This window comes from Pseudoselenomonas ruminantium (genome assembly GCF_900104055.1).
Lineage (GTDB): Bacteria > Bacillota > Negativicutes > Selenomonadales > Selenomonadaceae > Selenomonas_A > Selenomonas_A ruminantium_C.
This window is the reverse complement of the sequence record NZ_FNJQ01000044.1, coordinates 1-21983: the sequence shown is the minus strand read 5'-3', so window position 1 is coordinate 21983 and position 21983 is coordinate 1. Positions and strand designations below refer to the sequence as shown.

At 52.9% G+C, this 21983-nt stretch carries 22 protein-coding genes; 6 read left to right on the top strand and 16 right to left on the bottom strand.

What is annotated here, in order from left to right:
- Nucleotides 1-236: 236 nt before the first annotated feature.
- The 8 genes from pflA to ruvA form a co-directional block, all read right to left on the bottom strand.
- A complete protein-coding gene (gene pflA / locus BLQ59_RS13980) occupies nt 237-974 on the bottom strand; it encodes a pyruvate formate-lyase-activating protein (RefSeq protein WP_074573450.1) in 738 nt (245 codons plus the stop codon).
- A gap of 5 nt (nt 975-979) precedes the next feature.
- The gene (gene pflB / locus BLQ59_RS13975) at nt 980-3211 is read right to left on the bottom strand and encodes a formate C-acetyltransferase (RefSeq protein WP_074573449.1); all 2232 of its coding nucleotides are present in this window, start codon (nt 3209-3211) and stop codon (nt 980-982) included.
- 275 nt (nt 3212-3486) lie between these two features.
- Entirely contained in the window at nt 3487-3939 is a 453-nt protein-coding gene (locus BLQ59_RS13970; protein WP_074573448.1) for a hypothetical protein, read from the bottom strand.
- Nucleotides 3940-4161: 222 nt separating this feature from the next.
- A complete protein-coding gene (gene queA / locus BLQ59_RS13965; protein ID WP_074573447.1) occupies nt 4162-5256 on the bottom strand; it encodes a tRNA preQ1(34) S-adenosylmethionine ribosyltransferase-isomerase QueA in 1095 nt (364 codons plus the stop codon).
- Between the two features lie 15 nt (nt 5257-5271).
- A complete protein-coding gene (locus BLQ59_RS13960) occupies nt 5272-6444 on the bottom strand; it encodes a SpoIID/LytB domain-containing protein (protein ID WP_081342594.1) in 1173 nt (390 codons plus the stop codon).
- Nucleotides 6441-7070 (bottom strand): epoxyqueuosine reductase QueH, encoded by a 630-nt coding sequence (locus BLQ59_RS13955; RefSeq protein WP_074573446.1) that lies wholly within the window; start codon nt 7068-7070, stop codon nt 6441-6443. The genes BLQ59_RS13960 and BLQ59_RS13955 overlap by 4 nt, the downstream gene beginning before the upstream one ends.
- 9 nt (nt 7071-7079) lie before the next feature.
- On the bottom strand, nt 7080-8084 hold the full coding sequence (gene ruvB, locus BLQ59_RS13950; RefSeq protein ID WP_074573454.1) for a Holliday junction branch migration DNA helicase RuvB: 1005 nt from the start codon (nt 8082-8084) through the stop codon (nt 7080-7082).
- Nucleotides 8085-8122: 38 nt separating this feature from the next.
- Nucleotides 8123-8719, bottom strand: a complete 597-nt coding sequence (gene ruvA, locus BLQ59_RS13945) for a Holliday junction branch migration protein RuvA (protein ID WP_074573445.1) — start codon at nt 8717-8719, stop codon at nt 8123-8125.
- A 287-nt stretch (nt 8720-9006) separates the two neighbouring features.
- Between ruvA and BLQ59_RS13940 the strand changes: the two genes are divergently transcribed.
- On the top strand, nt 9007-10362 hold the full coding sequence (locus BLQ59_RS13940) for a PTS sugar transporter subunit IIC (protein ID WP_074573453.1): 1356 nt from the start codon (nt 9007-9009) through the stop codon (nt 10360-10362).
- A gap of 79 nt (nt 10363-10441) precedes the next feature.
- Here BLQ59_RS13940 and BLQ59_RS13935 read toward each other — a convergent pair whose 3' ends face one another.
- On the bottom strand, nt 10442-11866 hold the full coding sequence (locus BLQ59_RS13935; protein WP_371118519.1) for a DASS family sodium-coupled anion symporter: 1425 nt from the start codon (nt 11864-11866) through the stop codon (nt 10442-10444).
- A 318-nt stretch (nt 11867-12184) separates the two neighbouring features.
- Here BLQ59_RS13935 and BLQ59_RS16100 point away from each other — a divergent pair, with 318 nt between their 5' ends.
- Nucleotides 12185-12445 carry a hypothetical protein gene (locus tag BLQ59_RS16100; RefSeq protein ID WP_074573443.1) on the top strand — a complete coding sequence of 87 codons (261 nt, stop codon included), beginning with the start codon at nt 12185-12187 and terminating at the stop codon, nt 12443-12445.
- A 68-nt stretch (nt 12446-12513) separates the two neighbouring features.
- On the opposite strand, the gene nudC is transcribed toward BLQ59_RS16100, so the two are convergent.
- Nucleotides 12514-13350 carry an NAD(+) diphosphatase gene (nudC, locus tag BLQ59_RS13925; protein ID WP_074573442.1) on the bottom strand — a complete coding sequence of 279 codons (837 nt, stop codon included), beginning with the start codon at nt 13348-13350 and terminating at the stop codon, nt 12514-12516.
- Between the two features lie 149 nt (nt 13351-13499).
- Between nudC and BLQ59_RS13920 the strand changes: the two genes are divergently transcribed.
- Nucleotides 13500-13958 (top strand): lecithin retinol acyltransferase family protein, encoded by a 459-nt coding sequence (locus BLQ59_RS13920; protein ID WP_074573441.1) that lies wholly within the window; start codon nt 13500-13502, stop codon nt 13956-13958.
- Between the two features lie 13 nt (nt 13959-13971).
- On the opposite strand, the gene BLQ59_RS13915 is transcribed toward BLQ59_RS13920, so the two are convergent.
- Nucleotides 13972-14937 (bottom strand): P1 family peptidase, encoded by a 966-nt coding sequence (locus BLQ59_RS13915; RefSeq protein ID WP_074573440.1) that lies wholly within the window; start codon nt 14935-14937, stop codon nt 13972-13974.
- 177 nt (nt 14938-15114) lie between these two features.
- On the opposite strand from BLQ59_RS13915, the gene BLQ59_RS13910 reads away from it, so the two are divergent.
- Nucleotides 15115-15945, top strand: a complete 831-nt coding sequence (locus tag BLQ59_RS13910; protein ID WP_074573439.1) for a polysaccharide deacetylase family protein — start codon at nt 15115-15117, stop codon at nt 15943-15945.
- A gap of 57 nt (nt 15946-16002) precedes the next feature.
- Here BLQ59_RS13910 and BLQ59_RS13905 read toward each other — a convergent pair whose 3' ends face one another.
- Together BLQ59_RS13905 and BLQ59_RS13900 are read right to left on the bottom strand one after the other, a co-directional pair.
- Complete coding sequence (locus tag BLQ59_RS13905; RefSeq protein WP_074573438.1) at nt 16003-17724, bottom strand: DUF4153 domain-containing protein; 1722 nt, start codon at nt 17722-17724, stop codon at nt 16003-16005.
- A gap of 96 nt (nt 17725-17820) precedes the next feature.
- On the bottom strand, nt 17821-18717 hold the full coding sequence (locus BLQ59_RS13900; RefSeq protein ID WP_081342591.1) for a DMT family transporter: 897 nt from the start codon (nt 18715-18717) through the stop codon (nt 17821-17823).
- A gap of 153 nt (nt 18718-18870) precedes the next feature.
- Here BLQ59_RS13900 and BLQ59_RS13895 point away from each other — a divergent pair, with 153 nt between their 5' ends.
- Both BLQ59_RS13895 and BLQ59_RS13890 read left to right on the top strand, forming a co-directional pair.
- The gene (locus BLQ59_RS13895) at nt 18871-19500 is read left to right on the top strand and encodes a lactate utilization protein (RefSeq protein WP_074573437.1); all 630 of its coding nucleotides are present in this window, start codon (nt 18871-18873) and stop codon (nt 19498-19500) included.
- A gap of 137 nt (nt 19501-19637) precedes the next feature.
- The gene (locus tag BLQ59_RS13890; RefSeq protein ID WP_074573436.1) at nt 19638-20516 is read left to right on the top strand and encodes a hypothetical protein; all 879 of its coding nucleotides are present in this window, start codon (nt 19638-19640) and stop codon (nt 20514-20516) included.
- Between the two features lie 66 nt (nt 20517-20582).
- On the opposite strand, the gene BLQ59_RS13885 is transcribed toward BLQ59_RS13890, so the two are convergent.
- The 3 genes from BLQ59_RS13885 to BLQ59_RS13875 all read right to left on the bottom strand — a co-directional run.
- Complete coding sequence (locus BLQ59_RS13885; protein ID WP_074573435.1) at nt 20583-21074, bottom strand: hypothetical protein; 492 nt, start codon at nt 21072-21074, stop codon at nt 20583-20585.
- Between the two features lie 60 nt (nt 21075-21134).
- Nucleotides 21135-21527 carry an HI0074 family nucleotidyltransferase substrate-binding subunit gene (locus BLQ59_RS13880; protein ID WP_074573451.1) on the bottom strand — a complete coding sequence of 131 codons (393 nt, stop codon included), beginning with the start codon at nt 21525-21527 and terminating at the stop codon, nt 21135-21137.
- Between the two features lie 186 nt (nt 21528-21713).
- Nucleotides 21714-21983: IS3 family transposase (locus BLQ59_RS13875; protein ID WP_143005371.1), on the bottom strand; the 270-nt coding region annotated here is incomplete at its 5' end.

Sequence of the window (21983 nt, the reverse complement as noted above, 5' to 3'; positions counted from 1 at the left end):
TGAACATACGCGCCGCCGGCCTGCCCGGCGCAGGTAACTAAAATAGTACGCACTACTGCTGGCGGGTCATTTAGTGAAGTGGCGAAGAAGTATCCCCGCCTCCGCTCCACAAATCTGTAACCAATTGCGTTTTAGCACGCATCCACAAACTGCAATTCAAAAAACGTCCGTTGACACTTTTCAACGGACGTTTCGAGCGATTAAAGGAATCTTCTACATTTCCTTTAGGCAAATATTTATTTTTCCGTAGCCGCTAAGTTTATCCCTGCCTGCTGTAAGGCCTGACGAAAAACCGTTACATCTGCCTTGGCCGGTTCTGGCACATCCCGCAGCGTATAATCCCAGCCCAGTTCGTCCCATTTGGCAATGCCCATGGTGTGATAAGGCAGGACTTCCACCTCAACACCCTGAGGCAGAGCATGCACTATGCGGATAAGCGCAGTCAGGCTATCCTCGCCATCCGTATAGCCGGGAATCAGTACATAGCGCAATGTCACCGGCTTGCGGGCAGCAATCAACTGCAGATTGACCAGGATATCCTTCAGCCGGGCTTTGGTCAGAACATGATAACTGGCCTCCGTACTGCCCTTCAGGGAAAACAGTACCCGGTCAACATGTGGCAGCACCCGCATGATGGCCTCTTTGCGGGCCAGGCCGCAGGTATCGACGACCGTATGCAGGCCCCTGGCTTTGGCCTTGGCCAGCAAATCAGTCACAAACTCCGGCTGCAGCAAAGGCTCTCCGCCGGAAACGGTGATACCGCCGCCCGAAGGATCATAGAACTGGCGGTAATCCTCTGCCTCCTGCAGTACTTCCTCTGCCGTAATCGTCTGCTGCCCTCTCGCCCAGGTATCCGGATTATGACAGAACCTGCATCCCAGCTGACAACCGGCCAAAAAGAGCACATAGCGGATGCCCGGGCCATCCACTGTCCCGAAGGTGAGTTTGGAATGATAATATCCTTTTACCATCATTCTTATTACATGGCTTCATAGAACGTACGCTGGATGACTTCGAGCTGATGCGGGCGGTCAAGCTTGATGAAGTTCACGGCATAGCCGGAAACGCGGATAGTCAGCTGCGGATAATTCTCCGGATGCTCCATGGCATCTTCGAGCACGGCCCGATCCAACACGTTGATATTGATATGATGCGCTTCATAACCGCTGTAACCATCGAGGATGGCCGTCAGGTTCTGCACGCGAATCTCATCCGTCTTGCCCAGAGCCGAAGGGATCATGGAGAAAGTATAGGAGATACCATCGCGGCAGTCCGCATAATCCAGATGCGCAATGGACTTCATCGCCGCCAGCGCACCGCTCTTGTCGCGGCCATGCATCGGGTTTGCCCCCGGTGCCAGCGGTTCGCCAATCTTGCGGCCGTCCGGCGTCGTGCCCGTCTTCTTGCCATACATGACATTGGACGTGATGGTCAGGATGGACAGCGTATGTTCTGCCCCGCGATAAGCCTTGTGCTTTCTGAGTTCCGTAATGAACTCATGCGTCAACTCGTGCGCCAGTTCATCCACACGCGGATCGTTGTTGCCGAATTTCGGGAAATCGCCTTCCACCTGGAAATCCGTAGCTACACCGAATTCATTGCGGATGGGCGTAACCTTGGCGTACTTGATCGCCGACAGGGAATCCACGGCACAGGACAAGCCAGCCACACCAAAGGCCATCAGGCGTTCGATCTTGCTGTCATGCAGCGCCATCTGACCGGCTTCATAGGCATGCAGGTCATGAGAGTAGTGAATCACATTCATGGTATTCACATAGAGCTTGGCCAGCCATGCCAAAACCTGGGAATATTTATGGCGCACTTCTGCATAGTCCAGCACCTCACCCGTGGGCAGGGGGATTTCCGGCGCCAGCTGTTCATTGCTCTTCTCATCCTTACCGCCATTAATGGCCAGCAGCAGGGATTTGGCCAGGTTCGCACGCGCACCGAAGAACTGCATCATCTTGCCCAGCTTCATAGCGGATACACAGCAGGTAATGCCATAGTCATCACCATATGCCGGACGCATGACCTCATCATTCTCATACTGGATGGCACTGGTCTTGATGGAAATCTCTGCCGCATATTTCTTGAAGCCTTCTGGCAGACGCTTGGACCAGAGCACCGTGAGGTTCGGTTCCGGGGACGGGCCAAGATTTTCCAGCGTATGCAGGATACGGAAGGAGTTCTTCGTGACCAAGGTGCGGCCATCTTCGCCCATGCCGCCCACGGATTCCGTCACCCAGATGGGATCGCCGGCGAATAGTTCATTGTATTCCGGCGTACGCAACATACGCACCATGCGCAGCTTGATGACCAGCTGATCCATGAATTCCTGTGCTTCTGCTTCGGTAATCACGCCATTTGCCAAATCACGTTCGATATAGATGTCCAGGAACGTGGACACGCGGCCGATAGACATAGCCGCACCGTTCTGCTCCTTGACCGAAGCCAGGTAGCCGAAGTACACCCACTGTACAGCCTCTCTGGCGTCTTTTGCCGGTGCACTGATATCAAAGCCATAGCCTGCGGCCATGGTCTTGAGGTCATTGAGTGCCTTGATCTGCTGGGCAAGCTCGCTGCGGGCACGCATCTTGTCTGCATCCATGGCACCGCTGAACATCTCTTCCTTATCGAGCTTCTTCTGCTCAATCAGACGGTCTACACCATAGAGCGCCACCCGGCGATAGTCACCGATGATGCGGCCGCGGCCATAGGCATCGGGCAGACCGGTAAGCAAGCCCAAATGACGAGCCTTGCGCATCTCCGGCGTATAGAGTTCAAATACGGCTTCATTATGCGTCTTGACATGCTTGGAATAGATTTCCGTGATCTTGTCGCTGACCTTGTAACCATAGGCGTCAGCGGCCTGCTGAGCCATGCGCAGACCGCCGTTGACGATCAGGCCGCGTTTCAAGGGTGCATCCAGCTGCAGACCTACAATCGTTTCATGCGCTTTATCGATATAGCCCGGTGCATGGGAAATGGTGGTGGAAACCGTCTCCGTATCTATATCCAGCACGCCGCCCTTCTGGCGTTCTTCAGCCAGCAACTGCTTGCATGTTTCCCAAACGGCCGTGGTGTTGTCCGTGGCAGCGGCGAGGAAACCTGCCTCCCCTTCATAAGGCGTGTAGTTCTTCTGAATGAAGTCACGCACGTCAATCTTCGTCTGCCACTTTCCGGGACGGAACCCCTGCCAATTCTCGTTCATAATCTTCCTCCTGCTCTGATGCTCAAACAAATAAAACCGCCCGAGCAAAGCACCGCACTCTGCCCAGGCGATTAGCTATCTGAAAAAGCTTCGGCACAGTTCCCCTTGACCGTCCTAAAGCAGTCAGTCCTGCGCCTTTATTTTTATTACCTGCTACTAATTATATCCATTATGGACAATCCTGTCAATATCACTTAATATGAGAAAATCCTATAACGATATAGGTTTTCACGCAAAAAACAACTGCCTTGCAGTTCCCTGCAAAGCAGTTGTCCTCATGCCATTACGGCGAAATAGCGACTCGTTGCCTGTTCCATCATATATTCATAGCACCGAAAGAGGTTATCCAGCACCGAATGATTTTCCTGACAGCGTTTCTGATGAAAATACGCATGTATCGCCTGACGAGCAGCGATATCATCCTCATCATAGATATCCATCAGCAAGCCCTTGCTGACTACATGGTTGCGGCTCCGTTCCTCGGACATTGGCGCCAACAACAACTGATACAGCCTGGCAATCCGCTCCGAAAAATCTGCTACATCTTTGGCCGGGTGCTTCTTGAAATGGATTGACAGGATCTGCCCCACAAGCATCTTCATGTCCTCCCATTTGTCTTCGTTCATTACCCACCGCTTCTGATGCCGCAAATCCTTCTCGATATACGCATAGGCCCTCAGACGCTCTGCCCAGGAAGTTGACAACAGCCATCGATAAAAATTTTCCACAGTAATCCCTCTCTTTCTCAGTGACTACTTGTCGGTTGAATCTTATCGATTCCAGATCCACCTGAAACCGCTGTTGTCGTGACGGCTTCAAATCTTCTCATCTTTAACCCTCTCGTCTCCTTAGTTCTATAGTCTCATTTTACACTAAAATGACAATTTTCGCAATACTAGAACGATGTATACTTAGAAAAAAGAGACCGCATTGTACGGCCTCTTCGTATCTTATTCAGCGCTCAAATGTGCTTCTTCCAACGCCTGCAGCTCCGCATCCCGCTCTTCCCTGGGCTGCTTCACTTTCAGCATCATGGCATCGCCAAAGGAGAAGAAGCGATACTTCATCTCCACAGCTGTCTTATAGGCATCCAGCACGAACTCCCGGCCGGCAAAGGCGCTGATGAGCATGATCAGCGTGGATTTGGGCAGATGGAAGTTGGTGATGATGGCGTCCACGATCTTGAAATCGTAGCCCGGATAGATGAAAATCTGCGTCCAGCCACTCTTGGCGGAGATTTCGCCCATGCCGTCCGCTGCGGATTCCAGCGTGCGGATACTCGTAGTGCCCACGGCAATCACGCGGTGACCGGCCTTTTTCGTATCCATAATCAGCTTGGCTGTTTCCTCGGGCACATGGTAGAACTCCTTGTGCATATCATGCTTCTGGATGTCTTCCACATTGACCGGACGGAAGGTGCCCAAACCAACATGCAGCGTCACAAAGCCTAAGTTCACGCCCATATCCTTGAGTTCCTGCATCTGCTCTTTGGTGAAGTGCAGGCCAGCGGTCGGCGCAGCAGCAGAACCTTCTTCGCGGTTGTAAACCGTCTGATAGCGTTCCTTATCCTCGAGCTTTTCATGGATATACGGCGGCAACGGCGTTTCGCCCAGGCGGTCCAGGATTTCCTCGAAAATGCCGTCATACTGAAATTCCACCACGCGGCCGCCGAAATCTGTGTTATCCACCACCGTGCAGCTCAGCTCATCACTGAAATTGATCTTATAACCTGCACGAGCCTTTTTACCCGGTTTTACCAAGGTTTCCCAATGCGTGGCATCAATGCGGCGCAGCAAGAAGACTTCAACCTTGCCGCCGGTCTGGTCGCGATGACCGATCAGGCGAGCCGGCATTACGCGGGTATCGTTGAAGATCAGGGTATCCCCCGGCTCCACATATTCCTTGAGGTCATAGAAATGACGATGCTCCATGGTCTTTTCCACAGGATCCAACACCATCAGCCGGGAGGCATTACGCGGCTCGATAGGCACCTGGGCAATGCGCTCCTCTGGCAGTTCGTAATCAAAATCTGAAAGTAATAACATAATCCAATCCTTCTATCAATAAAGTTTCTTTAGTTCTGCGCCCTGATAATAATGCTGCAGAATCTTCTTATAGTCCCAATGTTCACTATCCGCATAGGCCTTGGCCCCATGCTGGGACATGCCCAGCCCATGGCCCCAGCCATAGCCCTTGATAAAGACCACATTGCGGTTGAGCGTCATGGAAAAAAGCGTGCTCTTGAGGCCCAGCATACTGCGCAGGTCATTGCCCGTCATGCTGGCCCTCCCACTTTTACCCACAAAAGTCACGGCCTTTACCCGGCCGGAAACCGTGCGGTCTTGGGAGGCCTTGCCAATCCTGATGGGCGAAAGCTCGATTTTCTTGAGTTCTCCGATGTTCTTGCCCCGTTTCGCCAATAGGCCGCTAAGCTGCACAGCCGTGATATTCTTCTCCCAGGGATAAGTTTCCGTGCGCAGTTCCTTGGCCGCCCGCAAGCAGTCGATACGGCTGCCCCAGACGTCTTCGCTGTTTTCCGTCATGCCGCCGGAATCCGTATGGAACAGGGCATCCACCAACGCGCCATTGCTCTGCAGGACCATACCCTGTGTAGTCTTGATGGCCTGATTGGCCGCCGCCCGCTCTACAGCCACGCCGCCATACTGCTGGCAATGGGTGGAAGCACAGACATCAAAGCCTTCTTTTCCGTGGCGCTTGCGTTGGCGCAGGGCATAGGTACGGGCCGCTACCGCCTGCGCCTTTACGGCCTCAGCATTCCATTCCGCCGGCATTTCCTCCGGCACCACGCCCTGCAGGTATTCCTCGGCCGTTACCCGATTGATGAGGTGCAGGCCGCCTTTGCGCGGCACCAGACGCAGGGCACCGCGATAAGACTTATTGTCGTAGGTGCTGATAAGTTTGGCCAGATTGCGCTCATCTGCCACCGTGAGTTCCAACGTGGCCGCATCCGCTTTCTTGAGCTTTTTGCCATTCAGCTCCCAGCCGGTACCGGCAAAAGTCAGCGTCGCAAATTCCTTAGCATTGCCCTGCCAGACCACCTTCTGATTATCCAGCCGCTTCAAGACCACGGGCATATTGCCCGACAGGCGCAGGGTCGTCCCCTTAGTACCCAGGGATACCAACAACTCCGGCTGCCAGGCCGCTTCGGCAAAACCTGCCATACCCAGCAGGAGCATAAACATGGTGCAAATCACGATAAACTGCTTTCTCATCCCTGCGCCTCCATTGCCCGGGCCTTGGCCTCTGCTTCCAGCCGGGCCCGCTTCTTGGCCTTGTTGTCCTTCTTGCGCTGCTTGCGGATGGCCTTGCTGTACCGCTCCTCCTCACTGAAGATACAGCCGCAGTAAGGCTGGCGGTAAAGTTCCAGTTCCTGGCTGATGTCGATTCCCTCCTGCCAGCCGGGACGAAAATCCTCGTAGTAGAACTGCACGCCATACTGCTCGGCAAAGCGCTCCGCCGTGCGCTTCATCAGATCATGCTGCTGGTAGATGCTGTAAAACAATGTGGAGGTAAAAGCATCAAAACCATTTTCCGCCGCAAACCGCGCCGCTTCCTCCAGCCGCCAGGTATAGCACATGGTGCAGCGGCCATTGGGCAGGGCTTCAGCCGGCAAGGCCCGCTTCAAAAAATCCCGCAGCCGGTAATTCTCGTCGGCGAAAAATTCCATCTTGACCTTTTCGGCAAATTCCCTGGCGGTGTTCAGGCGCGCCTCCCATTCCTTATAGGGATGGATATTGGGATTGAAGAAATAGCCTACCGGCTCGATGCCATCTTCCCGCAGTTTCTTGACGGGATAACAGGAACAAGGCCCGCAGCACATATGTAATAGTAACTTCATAACAATCTCCTATTCCGGATAGGCAATGCCCAGATGCTCATAACCGGCTCTCGTGACCACGCGTCCGCGCGGCGTGCGGTTGATAAAACCCAGTTGTATCAGGAACGGCTCAAACACATCCTCCACCGTATCCGTGCTCTCGCTGATGGCCGCCGCCAGGGTATCGAGCCCCACGGGACCGCCACCGAACTTCTTGATCATGGTCAGCAGCATCCGCCGGTCCGTATGGTCCAGGCCTGCCTTGTCCACTTCGAGCAGGGACAGGGCTTTATCCGCAATCTCATCGGTGATGACATCCTTGCCTTCATACTGCGCCACATCCCGCACGCGCTTCAGCAGGCGGTTGGCAATACGCGGGGTTCCCCGGGAACGACGCGCGATTTCCTGCGCCCCCTTGTCCTCAATGGGAATCTCCAAGATTTCTGCCGCCCGCTTGACAATCGTGACCAACGCTTCCGGCGTGTAATACTCCAGGCGGGAGATGATGCCGAAACGGTCACGCAGCGGTGCCGCCAGAGAACCGGCTTTTGTCGTGGCCCCAATCAGGGTAAACGGCGCAATATCCAGACGGATGGAACGGGCACTCGGCCCCTTGCCGATGATGATGTCCAGCGCAAAGTCCTCCATGGCCGAGTAGAGCACTTCCTCCACACTGCGGGACAGGCGATGGATCTCGTCGATAAAGAGCACATCATGCTCCTGCAGGTTGGTCAGAAGCGCCGCCAAGTCGCCCTGCCGCTCGATGGCAGGCCCGGAAGTCTGCCGGAAGTTCACGCCCATCTCATTGGCGATAATCCCTGCCAGCGTAGTCTTGCCCAGTCCCGGCGGCCCATAGAGCAGCACATGGTCCAGAGCATCGCCGCGATTCATGGCCGCCTGAATGAAAATTTCCAAATTCTTCTTGGCTTTGTCCTGACCAATGTATTCACTTAACTTGCGGGGGCGCAGGCTATACTGCCAATCGTCCATCCGCTGCTCGTCCATGGCCACAATGCGGCCATCGTCTATATCCATGTCGTAAAAATCTTCTTCAGCCAAGCCTCAAGCCTCCCTTAAAATCTATTCAGCTGTTTCAAGGCCAGTTTGATAACCTCTTCCGTCGTCTTGCACTTGGTAGCCTTCTTGAGCACCGGCGCGATTTCTGCCTGGCTGTAACCCAGCGCCACCAAAGCCGCCTGTGCTTCGCTGATCATATCGTCGCCGAGCGGGCCTTCCATTTCCAAGGTCAGGACTTCCTCATCGCCTGCGGCAAAGCCCACTTTGTCCTTGAGTTCCAGGATCAGCCGCTCCGCCGACTTCTTGCCAATGCCCGGCAGTTTTGTGAGCACCGTGGCCTGCTTGTTCTGGATTGCCTTGCAGAGACTCTCCACCGTGATGGCCGACAGGATTCCGAGCGCCACCTTGGGCCCGATACCCGACACGCCAATCAGCAGCTGGAAGATATCGTATTCCTCCTCACTGGCAAAGCCATAGAGGGTAATGCCATCCTGATACACATTCATATAAGTGAAGAGCCGGGCTTCTTCTTTTAATCGCAGCTTGTTCCGGGTGGAACCGGCCACGAACACCCGATAGCCCACGCCATTCACATCCAGCAGGCAGTAGTCCGCCTTCAGAGCCGCCACCTGCCCCCGCAAAAATCCAATCATCTATCTTATTCACTCCAATGGTCCATAAAACTTGTAACCTTATTAGTATAACACGAATGGCAAGGGACTGACCAGTCAAAATTGACCGGTCAATCCAGACCGTTCCAATACTTTTCAATAATAAAAACGAAACAACGTTACACGTATATCGCATTTTTTATTATTTTCGCTGAACCAGCGTATCAAACACGCCTCAATCCGATTGTCTCGCCTTCCCCTGAATGATACAGTTATAGCAGGTTTTATAAGCAATGATATATCATCATATGGAAAAGAGGGAAACGATTATGACAAAACAAGAGCTTTTTGATAAATTCGTTGACTTTATGGGACGCTTTGCTGAAATCCGGGCAGTAGCGGCTCTGCGCGACGGCTTTATCATGACCACGCCTTTCACGGTCGTAGGTTCCGTATTCCTGCTGCTGGCTAACCTGCCCATCCCGGGCTATCCGGAATTCATGGCCAGCCTCTTCGGCGCCGACTGGACCGCTCCCCTGAACGCCGTAGCCGGCGGCACCTTCAGTGTGCTGGCTTTGATTGTCGTTCTGGCTGTCACCTATAAATACGTGGAATCCGAAGGCTGCGATGCCATCATGGCCTCCATCCTCTCCCTGTCCACCTTCCTGATCCTGCTGCCGCCCACCATCGTCAGCAAAGGCGGCGAAACCGTAGCAGACATCATTCCCAAGGCCTGGGCTGGCAGCAATGGCGTAATCACGGCCATTCTCGTGAGCTTTGTGGCTTCCTGGGTATTCTGCTACTGCGAGAAGAACCATATCGGCATCAAGATGCCGGATGCCGTACCAGGCGGCGTGGCCAAAGCTTTTGAAGCCCTGACGCCGGGCATGGTGCTCTTCACGGGCGCTTCCATTCTCTATGGTCTCTGCCATTATGTTGGTGCCACGACATTGCCGGAACTCATCTTCAAGATCATCCAGACTCCCTTGCAGGGACTTTCCGATACGTTGGTCGGCGGAGCGGTCATCGAAGCCTTGGAAAGCGTCCTGTTCTGGGCCGGCATCCACGGACCGAATGTGGTCGGCGGCGTGGTCAGCCCCATCCTCATTGCCAACTCGCTGGATAATCAGCACCTGCTCGACATGGGCATGCAGTTGGCGGGCAACCCCGATGCCAAGATTATCACCTGCCAGGTGGATTTCATGGTCAAGACCGGCGGCTGCGGCCTGACCTTTGGCCTGCTGATTGCCAGCTGGCTGTCGGCCAAATCCTCCCAGCTCAAATCCCTGACCAAGCTGGCCACGGTACCAGGCTTCTTCAACATCAACGAGCCCATCATCTTTGGCCTGCCCATCGTCTTCAATCCGTATCTTCTGATTCCCTTCGTGCTGGTGCCGCTGATTGCACTGGTCATGACCTACGCTTCCATCGTCGTCGGCTTCATGGCCCCCTTCAGTGCCGTACAGGTACCTTGGACAGCACCGCCCATCATCGCCGGCTTCCTCCTCAATGGCTGGCAGGGCGCCGTGGTACAACTTGCGACCATCGTGATGTCCACCATCGTCTACTATCCCTTCGTCCGCATGCAGGACAAAGCCATGCTCAAAGAAGAACAGACGGCCGATGCGAAGCATAACTTCAATGACGATGCTGAAGAAGAAGGCATCCCTCAGGCCCAGTCCTGACCATAATGTGAAACAAAGCATAAAAGGCGGCCCGCAGACTCAAAAGAGTCAGCGGGCCGCCTTTTCCTATCCTTGCTTTTCAGATAATGATTCCCAGCCATCTCCAATAGGTAGCCGCCATCAGCATGATGAGGGCATAGGCTGCCAATGTCAGCGGGATACCAGTCTTGATAAAGGTCTTGGCCTCAAAGGTTTCCGTGCCAAAGGCTACCATATTCTGTGGCGCATTGACCGGCAGGATGAAGCCGAAACAAATCACATACTGCAGGATCAAGGTCATTCCCACGACATTCAGATGTGAATGCTCCGCAGCCCCCTGCAATACCGATATGACAATTGGAATCATCGCAGCCGCCAAAGCCGTGGCACTGGCAAACCCCAGATGGATGACAATCAGGAACAGCGCCAGGATCGCAATGATCATAAAGGCCGAAGTATGATACAAACCAAAGACACTGACGATCACATGGGCAATCCAGGAAGCGGCCTTGGTCGAAAGCACCGCAGAACCCAGGCTGATACCCACGCCAAAGAGCACCAAAGTGCCCCAGCCAATCTTGGCCTGAGCCTCTTTCCAGGTCATAATGCCAATCCCCGGCAGCATCATCAGGGTAATGGCTACCATCGTCGTAGATGATGTATCAAAATTATGCAGGATCTTTTCCGTAGACCACAAGAACAGCAACAGCAAGGAAATGACCATCAATTTCTTTTCGCTCAAGGACATAGGCCCCAGCGCCTGCAATTCCTTGGCCACGGTTTCCTGCCCGCCTTCGATCTCATCCATTTCCGGCGGCACTAATTTCAGCAGCAGGAAATAGAGCACGACGCTCATGATCACGGCAAACGGCGCGGCTGTGATAAACCAGTCCAGCCAGCTGATCGTGGTCCCCAGCTGCTTTTCGATGAATTCCAGCGCAATCATATTCTGCGCAGCCGCCGTCTTGATACCCACGTTCCAAATACTGTCAGCCTGAGCGATGGCGATCATCATCACGGCCGAGAAGCGGCTTTTCAATGGTACTCCAAATGCCGCAATGATGCCCATCACGATTGGCACCATACAGGACACGCGCGCCGTGGTGCTCGGCACGAAAAAGCTTAGGATGAAGCCCACCAGGATGACACCGGCCAATACATTCTTGGTCTTCGCACCGATCTTGGACAGGATCAGCAAAGCCACCCGCTTATCCAGCCCCGTCTTCATCATCGCTGCCGAAATGAAGAGCGCAGCCCCTACCAAGGCCAAGGCCGGGCTGGAAAAACCTGCCATTGCCATCTTCAATGCCCCGGATGTACCCAACACCTTATCCGGATTCATCATATTCGGCGCCGTCCCCAACAGGAAAGCCATCAACGAGATGATGATGGCCGCTGACACCGGATAGGATACCGTCTCAAACATCCAGATGACAACCGAGAACACCAAGATCCCGAGCATCCGATGACCGGCCGTCGACAGTTCCGGCGGTGTCGGCAAGAGCAATATCAACAGTAATGTCAATATCCCTATCGGCAAGCCTAATTTTTTTCGCACATCGCATCCATCCCTTCCACATAAAAAGGCACAGCAGACCAAGGGAGTTTTCCTCTCCCAGTCTGATGTACCCCTTTGTACGCTTACTATGTCATTATTATATATCTCGTATATCTGTATAACATATTACAACAGATGATAAACCATGTCAATAAAAAATTGTAAACCGCTTAAAGTTCAGCGCGACAAATGTTTTTCCTGATTCTCATGCGTTTCTAACCTGCTCATGCTACCATATACAGTGTCCGTTGATGATTTTACAAGAAATGAGAGGATGGTTTGCTTATGACAAAGGAGGAAATCTGTGCCGACTGGGCCGCAGCTCTGGAATCTGCAGAAGATGGCTCCATACTGAGCGGTGCTATCGGCTTCGGCTTTACCAAAGCCGACCTGAGGGAACTGCTCGCCCTGCATCGGGCTGGCAGATATCAGGATAAGATTGAGGAACTGCTGGTGGAATGCAACTTCATCTCCTTCTGCTATTGCCTGATGCAGAAAGAATATGAAGAAGCCATTGAAATGGAGGCGCTCAACGAAGCCGACTGAGCACGTCAAAAGGGTGGAATTGACAAGTCAAGCTGACCTGTCAATTCCACCCTTTTCTTTACTCTTCTTTACCCTTCTTTACCTGCTTTAAACGCCATCATCATCTGATTGGTCAAACTCCAGTCATCGATCTGGCCTTGGATATCTTCCCGTTTCACCCACAGGGCTTCCTTGAGTTCACTTTCGTCCATGCGTATGGTGGTATCGCCATCCACCTCACAGAAAAAGCCCACGATCAGATCCTGGGCGCTGCCCCAGGGCTGGGATTTGTAATAGCGGATGTTCTTGACCTTGAGCCCCGTCTCTTCCTTGACCTCCCGGGCCACACACTCTTCCAGTGTCTCGCCAATTTCCACGAAACCTGCCACCAAGGCATAGAAGCTCATATTGCGATTGGCGTATTTCGTCAGCAGGATGCTATCACCGTTAATAACCCCCGCCACCACTGCCGGAATGATGCGGGGATAAATCACATGACCGCAGTTATCGCATTGCAACGCCCGCTCCTTGGCCGCATAGCCAGTCAGATGTCCACAGCGCCCACAAAAATGATTATCCTCATACCACTGAATGAGATGCCAGGCCGTATAGGCAGCATACATCAATTCCTGCGGCCCCTGCAGTTGATAACGGATTTCCCGCAGCGTCTTATAGGCAAATCCGTCCAAGGGCTCCATATGCCACCCCAACGCATGATACACGCCATGGCCATCCAACGAAAACAGATATTGATATAGATACTTATTGGACCGGATTTCCTGACGTTTCGGAAAACGCATTTCGCCGGGCTCGCCTGCCACCATCAGGGCATCGCCTTTGGCAAAGATGATGATATCATCCTTCCAGGGCTCAGCATCGGGCAAAAACTCATTGGTCAGTCTATGGGGCGTAATTTCATGGATCACAACTGCACACTTCCTTCTAGGTTTGCAAATTATTCACGACTTCCACAACATATTATACTCTTAATAACGCCACAAGTAAAAAATACAGGACTACAGCCTTACCCTGACGAATAGATATCTACAGAAAATCTAACAAGGAGGCTAGCCCTATGAAGCTCAACAGCGGCGATATTGTTTACGTCAAGCGCAGCGGCTACCGCCATTTCGGTATATATACCGGTGACGACTGCGTCATCCACTATCATAAGGAAAAGAATCCTCTGCTCTGTGACGGCATCATCGCCGAGACCAGCATGGCAGATTTCATGTCCAGCAGCGATACCCTCTACGTACTGAACGGGCCAGGACCATCCGCGCAGCATGACCTGTTCGAATGGCTCCTGCAGCGCTTGTTCAACGGGGAAATACAAGCCTTTTCCCCGCAGGAAACCGTCCGGCGGGCCCGCAGCAAACTCGGCGAAAAAGGCTACAGCCTGCTGCTCAACAACTGCGAACATTTCGCCTTCTGGTGCAAGACCGGCATTGCCCAATCCTCCCAGGTGGACGATATCCTCGCCTGCCTGCTGGTATTTGCCCCCAGCCCGCCTGCCAAAAACGACAATCTCTGATAGCTAGCCGCCTTCAATACGTCAAACAATTCGCCAAATACTCTGCCTCGTCCATTTTTGCCGACAAGACGGCCTTCTCTATGGCCCGCTCCATGACTTCTGCGGCCAAAGTCCCTGCCATATTCACATCTGCCTGCACCAAACTGCCGCAGGCAGATGCGTAGATGGTATCGCCATCGGCCAGCGTGCCTACAGGCTTGATGGAACGCGCGTAAGCGTTCCTGGTCTGCTGGGCAATACGGGTAAGCTGGGCTTTATCAAAAGCACCATTGGTGACCACGACACCGATGGTGGTATTCGTGCGTGACAGCAGATCCTTGGGCGCGGCCAGGCGGTAAAGTTCCTGCACACTGTCCAGAAAATCCGTACGCTGCGCATTGGTGAGGCCGGCAATCTTCTTTTCCTTGGCATAAATATCCCCCAATGCATTCACCACGACCACGGCACCAATCTTCAATTCGCCCACCTGCACCGCATAATAGCCGATCCCACTTTTCTGCGACTGCTTCATACCGCAAAACTTGCCTACCGTTGCGCCCGTTCCCGCACCGACAGAACCGCTTAGGGGGCTGTTTTGACGAAGCGCATTCTTACAGGCCGTATAGCCCATATCGCTGTCCGGACGAACGGACGCACTGCCATAGGACAAATCGTAGATATCCGACTGCACCACCAGCGGAATCCTTGCAAAACCCGTATCAAAGCCAATGCCATTTTCCTCCAAGCAGCGCATGACGCCATCTGCCGCCGCCAGTCCATAGGCACTGCCACCGGCCAGGACAATAGCATGAATGCCCAAGTCCTCCCGCGTGGGATCTAAAACGGGCGTTTCCCTTGAAGCCGGGCCGCCCCCGCTGATATCCACACCAGTTTTGGCTCCCGCCGGAAAACAGAGCACCGTAACCCCGGTCTTAGCCTTATCATTCTGGGCATTGCCCACCTGCACACCCTCGATTTCCGCAAAAGGTATTTTCTTCATGACCTCCGCCCCCTGTCCTGTATCGTTGATTAAAAATAATCATCTTTTCTTAGTATATTGCTATGAATCTCTGTGGTCAAATCGGCCAATTTTTTTGTCCAAAGCACGATTTACCAATTGTATCCCCGGCCGTTTCGTTGTAGAATTGTAAGGTAATGACTAACAATACGAGGAGCATTGACTTTGCGCAAAAGAAATATTTGGAAAATAACCATCCTATTTGTATTCGTGGCTGCCATAGCCGCTATGATCATCTTCAGTCAGCAGCCCAAGCCGCTGCAGGCGACCATGGTAGCGGACAGCGAGAGCGGCACGAAAGTGCTGGTGCTGAACTACCACAAGATTGACCACACCTTTATCTCTTTGTCCGTACGGCCGGAGGATTTTGACAATCAGATGAAATACCTCCATGACAACGGCTACCATACCATCAATCCCGATGAACTCTACGAAGCCCTGGCCGGCAATGGCCAGCTGCCGGAAAATCCCGTGCTGATTACCTTTGACGATGGTTATGAGGACAATTACACCAATGCCTACCCCATCCTCAAAAAATACGATTTCAAAGCCACCATCTTCGTGGTGACCGGTTTCCTCGACCGCCACAAGAAAGGCTACCTGAGCTGGGATCAGGCGCGGGAGATGAATAAGAACGGCATCAACATCGAATCCCACACGGTCAACCACAAATCGATGACCGACCTCACCGATGACGAGCTGCGCTCCGAACTCGTGGACTCCAAGAAAAAAGCCGAAAGCGAGCTGGGCCACGCAGTAAACTACGTGGCCTACCCCACCGGCACCTATAACCTCCATATCGCCCAGATGGTCAAAGAGGCCGGCTACAAAGCCGCCTTCACCATCAAATACGGCAACGTGGACAAAGCCAGCAACATCTTCGCCTTGGAACGCGTTCCCATCTTTCACACCGAAGACACGAACAAGGATTTCATCGAACGCATACGCTACCAGCCCATCTTCGAAAGCTTTGGCTGGATGAAAAATTAAGCAAACTGTTTGTAGTCTAAGCCTTCCCCTGGAGGGGAAGGCTTTTTTTGCCCTTATTCACTTCAATAGCAGATAGCCACGCCCGTTGATGCGCTTCATTTGACCGTCTTCGCCCAAGATAACCGTCAGCTCGGTAAAATACAGCAGAGAATGGTCATCCAGCACATAGCCTTCATCGAGGATGACGCGCTTTTCCCGGCAGTTCTTGAATTTGCCTGCTTGCCACGGAACGTCACTCTGGGCAGCCACCAACCGGGCCGCATAATCCGTGAGGTCGACCTCGCGCCGCTCACCCTCTTCCAGCGGAATAACCACTACCGCTTTCTTGATATTCACGGGATAAGCCCACTGGTACCCCGCCAGAGGAATCCCCTTCCGGCTGGGAAAGAAACTCACACGGTCTTCCTTTTCCTTGGGCGGCAGTTCCATGCCCGAGCTTTTCTTCGTGACCGTTTTCTTCGGCAGGTATTGCTTCCATTCAATTTCCTTGACCTGGTGGCAAAAATCTTCCCGCTCATCCGCCCCTGAACTGCAGATATAGTCCACACAGCTTTTTACCGCCTGTGCCCGTTCTGGGGAAACCCGATGGCTCATCGTAATCCTGCCCTCTGCATACAAGCCCTCCTGTGTCAGCAAGTCAATCAGGCGAGCCTGCTGTTCATGCAGGGGCACCCGCATCACATTGAGCGGCGACAGGGAAAACACAGCCACCAGCACGGCAGCCACCAGAAACAGCGGCCGGATGCCCTGCCGCAGGAAGCGAAAGGCCAGAAACAGTACGCCGAAGCCCGTGCAGAGCATGGACAGATAGCGCAGCGTCGTCAGCCCATAGGCCGCATAGCGAATCCACACGCCATACAGCTGAACCAGCAGGATGGGCAGGAACCAGACAAGCCCCCACTTCATGAACCGGTCAAACCAGGGCTTAGACATATCGTTCCAGAAAAAATAGAAAAAGCCATACCCCAACAGGGCAAGAGAGGCATACCAGTTCATTTCACCCACCGGCATGGACTGCTGCCAAATGATCTTGCCGATATAGAGATAAAGGATGACCAGCAAAAATACATAGCAGGGCAGGACCAGCCCCATGACAATCCGATTAAGGATTGGCTCGGCCGGCTCCGTGGCAACCTCAGCCCTGGGCAGCAGACACAGGGCAATACTGACCGCACAAGCAAAAGGCACGACGCCCAGCAGGAAGATGTCGACTTCCGTGGGAACTTCCACCAACAGTACCTGCACCGCCGCCAGACAGATGCCCACCAGCAGGGACAGCAGCATGCCGATGCCCCCGGCACTGACCAGCGCACTGACACAGCTGCGCAGCTGCCGGCTCTGCCGCTCCTTTGCCTGCGGCAGCAGCAGATAGAAAATCAGACAGGACCAGACAAGCGGGGTTGCCAGATAAAACATGGCCTCCTCAAAGCCCTGAAAAAAGTTCCGGCCCGCTTCATACACGATAAGCCAGACCGCAAGCAGGCAGGCAATCTTCCAGCGATACCGCCCGGGAGACCACTCCGGCCTGCGTTCACGCCATAGTTCAGCCGCCACTGCCACCAGCAAAAGCACCGACATCCGTGCCGTCCAAAATAACCAGTCTTCCTCAAACTCTTCCACCGTATAAGCCCAGAGGATCCCGCCCTGATAGATCAGTATCAGCAGATTGAGCACAGCCGCCTCCGGAAAACGCTCGCCCAAAGTCCTGCCATATTCCCGCAGGATTTCCCGGTAATTTTCCCGCAGATAGCGAAAATTCATGATGGATTTCTTGCCCATGGATTTCTCACCTCACTATTATTCCTGCATCGATTATCGCACAGCCAGGTTAGAAACAGATTAGATGCAGCAAAGCTCTGGCAAAAGAACCAGTTCTTATTTAGCGGGAGCATGTTTCTTTTGCATGATCGTGCGCAGCTGACTGACGATTACCCCGGCAAACATCAGCAGGCAGCCGCAGAGCTGCGCCGTGCTCATCTGTTCGCCCAAAACCACGAAGCTGGCCAAAGCGCCGAACACCGCTTCAAAACTCATGATTACCGCCGCTTCACTCGGAGCGGCGTATTTTTGTCCCACGATCTGCAAGGTAAAGGCCACGCCCGTAGAAAGAACGCCTGCATAGGCAATGGACACCCAGGAATCGAGGACGGGCGCAAGCGCCATCGTTTCCGTGCCTGCTGCCGTAAGCAGGCTGGCCACAAAGCAACAGATGGTCTGGCTAAGCGAAAGTTCCAGCACATTCACATGCGGAGCAAAGCGGTCGATGTAGAGGATCTGCGCCGTCCAGCCCAAAGCGCTGAGAGCCACCAATACATCCCCCAGATTGAGACTGATCGTCCCCTGAATGGTCAGCAGATAAAGTCCGGCCAAAGCCAGTACCGCCCCGAGCCAATTGACCATATACACCTTCGCCAGACGGAACAGCGCCGCCCCTAACGGCACCAGCACGATATAGAGCGCCGTGATGAAAGAGGTCTTGCCCACCGTGGTAAACTGCAGGGCATACTGCTGCAAGGAGCTGGCCACGAACAACATAAGTCCTGCCACAAAGCCCATCTTCCAGCCGGAATGATGCAGCCCCCGCTGCTTCCGCGACGCACGCCGTTTCCTATCTAGGAGCCAAAGCCCCAGCAAAAACAAAGTACCCAAAAAGAAGCGGGCCGCCGCATAGGTAAAAGGCCCCAGCTCATCCATCCCCACCTGTTGGGCCACGAAAGTCGTCCCCCAGATGAACGCCGTGATCAGCAGCAAGATATTGCCCCGCATTTGCATAAAATAAGTCCCCCTTGTCCAAAGCTAATTTCATGCTATAGTAAATCCCCTGACCTGTCAATAAATCCAACGTATTTCCTTGCCAAAAGCAGGAAATGCCATAGAATATGGCGAAATTAAAATGCATGTGTTTATTAATAGGAGGAAAGCTAAATGAACGAAAACATCCGCAAGCGCAATGAACTGCTGGCCCAGACAGTAATCAAAGGCCTGCAATCCCGCAATATGGAAGGCTTTTATGCCAAGGACAAGGAAGAGGCCCTGAAGCTAGCTCTGGAACTCATCCCCAAAGGCAGCACCGTTACCATGGGCGGCGCCATGAGCGTCCACGAAATTGGCCTGACGGAAGCCCTAACCACGGAGGACTACAACTTCATCGACCGCGACAAGGTAGAAGACAAACGCAAAGCCATGCTGATGGCCTATGATGCTGATGTATTCCTCTCCAGCACCAACGCCATGACGCAGGACGGCATATTAGTCAACATCGACGGCAATGCCAACCGCGTATCCGCCATCGCCCAAGGGCCGAAAAAAGTGCTCTTCATCGTGGGGCTCAACAAAGTCTGCGACGATCTGGACGGCGCTATGAAGCGGGCCCGCAACGTGGCCGCTCCCATCAATGCCCAGCGCTTCGGCCTGAGCACCCCCTGCGCCAAAACCGGTGCCTGCTTCGACTGCAAGAGTCCCGACACCATCTGCTGCCAGTTCCTGATTACCCGCTACTCCCTGCACAAGGGCCGCATTCAGGTAATCCTGGTCAACGATAACTTAGGCTTCTAATATAAACGCCGCCAGCTGTTCTGCCATAGATGCAAAGCTGGCGGCGTTATTCTATAAAATACGTATCTATAAGATTCTAAATAGTTTGTCTTTTATCAAGAATCCTGTATAATAGAAGTTGGGAGGTGAACCAAATCATGAACAGCAACCCCTTATGGAAACCATTTCGTCCCGCGCTGGCATTAGGCCTGGCAGCCTGTCTTTTCGGCGGAATTGTCGAAGCAGAACCAGTTATGGCAGCTGACAGCAAAATGCCAAAAGCCCAGAACTTGAAACCAGTCAAGAAAGGCAGCATCCAGCCCATTGCCGGCATCTGGCACGAAGCAGATGCCCCCAACGCCAGAACCCTGACCATCTATGCCGATGGCACCTATGAATTGATTTTCCCAGATGGCAAAGCCTTCGGAAAAGTCAAGGTGACCAGCGAAAAACATCCGGACGGCTCAAAATCCCTTTGGTACTCTTTTCATGAAAGCGGCGGCATCGTCCTTGAGGATAAGGACACCGCTTCTCCCTGGTACTCTGCTTTCAACAGTGCCAATGAACTATGGGCAGCATTCCCCAAAGACGAAAACACCGCCACGCAGACAGACCTTCGTTCCGGTCATGATGGGGCCATCCATTTCACGCGCTATGCAGAAAATGGCTATGACACCACCAGCGCAGGCATAAAGGCAGAGGATTACCTGGGTGTCTGGGGCTGCGGCCGCTGCACAGCAGTGATCAGCCGGGAACGTTCCGGCTATCTCGTGGAAATCCAATGGGCCAGCAGCGCCGCTGATGGCAGCCGCTGGACTTACCACTGCACCTACGACAACTTCAGCGCCATACTCTTCAGCAACCACGACGGCACCCGCATAGATTACACCTATACGGAAAAAGGCACCGGCACAGATAAAAAGGTCTACGACGATGGTTCCAGCGTTTTCGTCCTCCGCAATGGCACCCTGACCTGGCAGGACCAGAAAGAAAACAGCGGCAACCTTCTGGAGTTCGTGAAATCCCCGCAAGGATAATCCGCCTATAGTCAATTGCATACAAAAGTGGTGGAGCCCATCGTGACTCCACCACTTTTTGACGTGTCAATTTGACCGGTCAATATTATAACCCAAATGCGCAAAAACATTTTGCAAGGGCTGCTTATCGCGGATATCCAACCAATCATCAGGCCGGCTGTTGTCATCAATCAGGATCAGCAGATAATCCAAAATCATCCGCCGCGCCGCCCATAGCCCAACCTCATTGGACGTATACCTTTGCCCGCGCAAACGAACCGAGTTGTCTACAAAACTGTTTGCGATGATCAGATCACCGATCACAGGCACCACCGCTTCCAATGCCGACCAGGTCTGCAGGAAAAAATTCCCCTGCTTCGTCCCCCAATAAGGGCTGTGCTCCACAATCCTATAAGCCATCTGCAAGGCATGGACCTGCGCAATACTCTCCATTGCGGTCAAATCTTCCTTGTCCAACGCCTCCAGCATCGCCGTATACCGCGCATAAGGTTCCGCCTTCGCCCTCGCAACCTTCGCCAACCGCGCCTCCCGCGCCTTGGCAAAATCAATTATTGACATCTTTCCTCCGAGTACACCTATAAAAATCGGATCCCACTTATATTCTCATTCGCTGACCGATCAATTTGACTGGTCAACTTCCAGACGCCGTTGAACTTCTTTATCCAACGCCAACAGTAAAGGCGCATATTTTTCCCTAATCAATTGATAAACATCCAATGCTGATGCCTGATTATAGGTATGGCTAGATAAATTCCGCTTTTTTTGCATTTCAAACCACATTTTCGTATCAGCTATCATTCCTTGCTTTCCGGCCTCACAGATACTTGAACGTGGACTATCGACTTCAATCCCTTCGTATTCTAGCACGACCTTCATCAGATTCCAAGCAAGATAAAAGCTAAGTTCAAACCGATGCATGGAAGCATCAATGTATATTCCATCAACGTCAGGATCTTTGTACAGAGCAGACTGTAGCCGTTCTAAGGCACGATGATAGTCCGCATATTTCATCGCTATCTGTAATATCGTCATTAACATCGCCCCTTCCACACTTCTGAATATATAAAACTGCAATCCTAAAATATAGTATATCATGAACAACAAAGGTCTGACCAGTCAAAATGAACTGCTACCCGTCAAGAGGACAATAAAAAAATATAAAATTTCTTTGGCCGGCAGATTCGTCTGCCGGTCTTTTTATGCGGCTAAATACAAGCTGTGTTTCTCTATCGGCGTTAGGATTCCGAGATTACGTTGCACACGCCTGTTGTTGTAATAATGGATGTAGGCTTTAATTGAATTCATGAGGCTACTTTTGCTGGTAAAACGCCTGCCATAGTACATTTCACGCTTGAGAATACCCCAAAATCCTTCCATAGGCCCATTGTCAATGCAGTGGGCTACACGGGACATACTTTGTGTCATGCCCTGTTTTTGCAGTTTATGGTGAAATACTCTGTTTGTGTA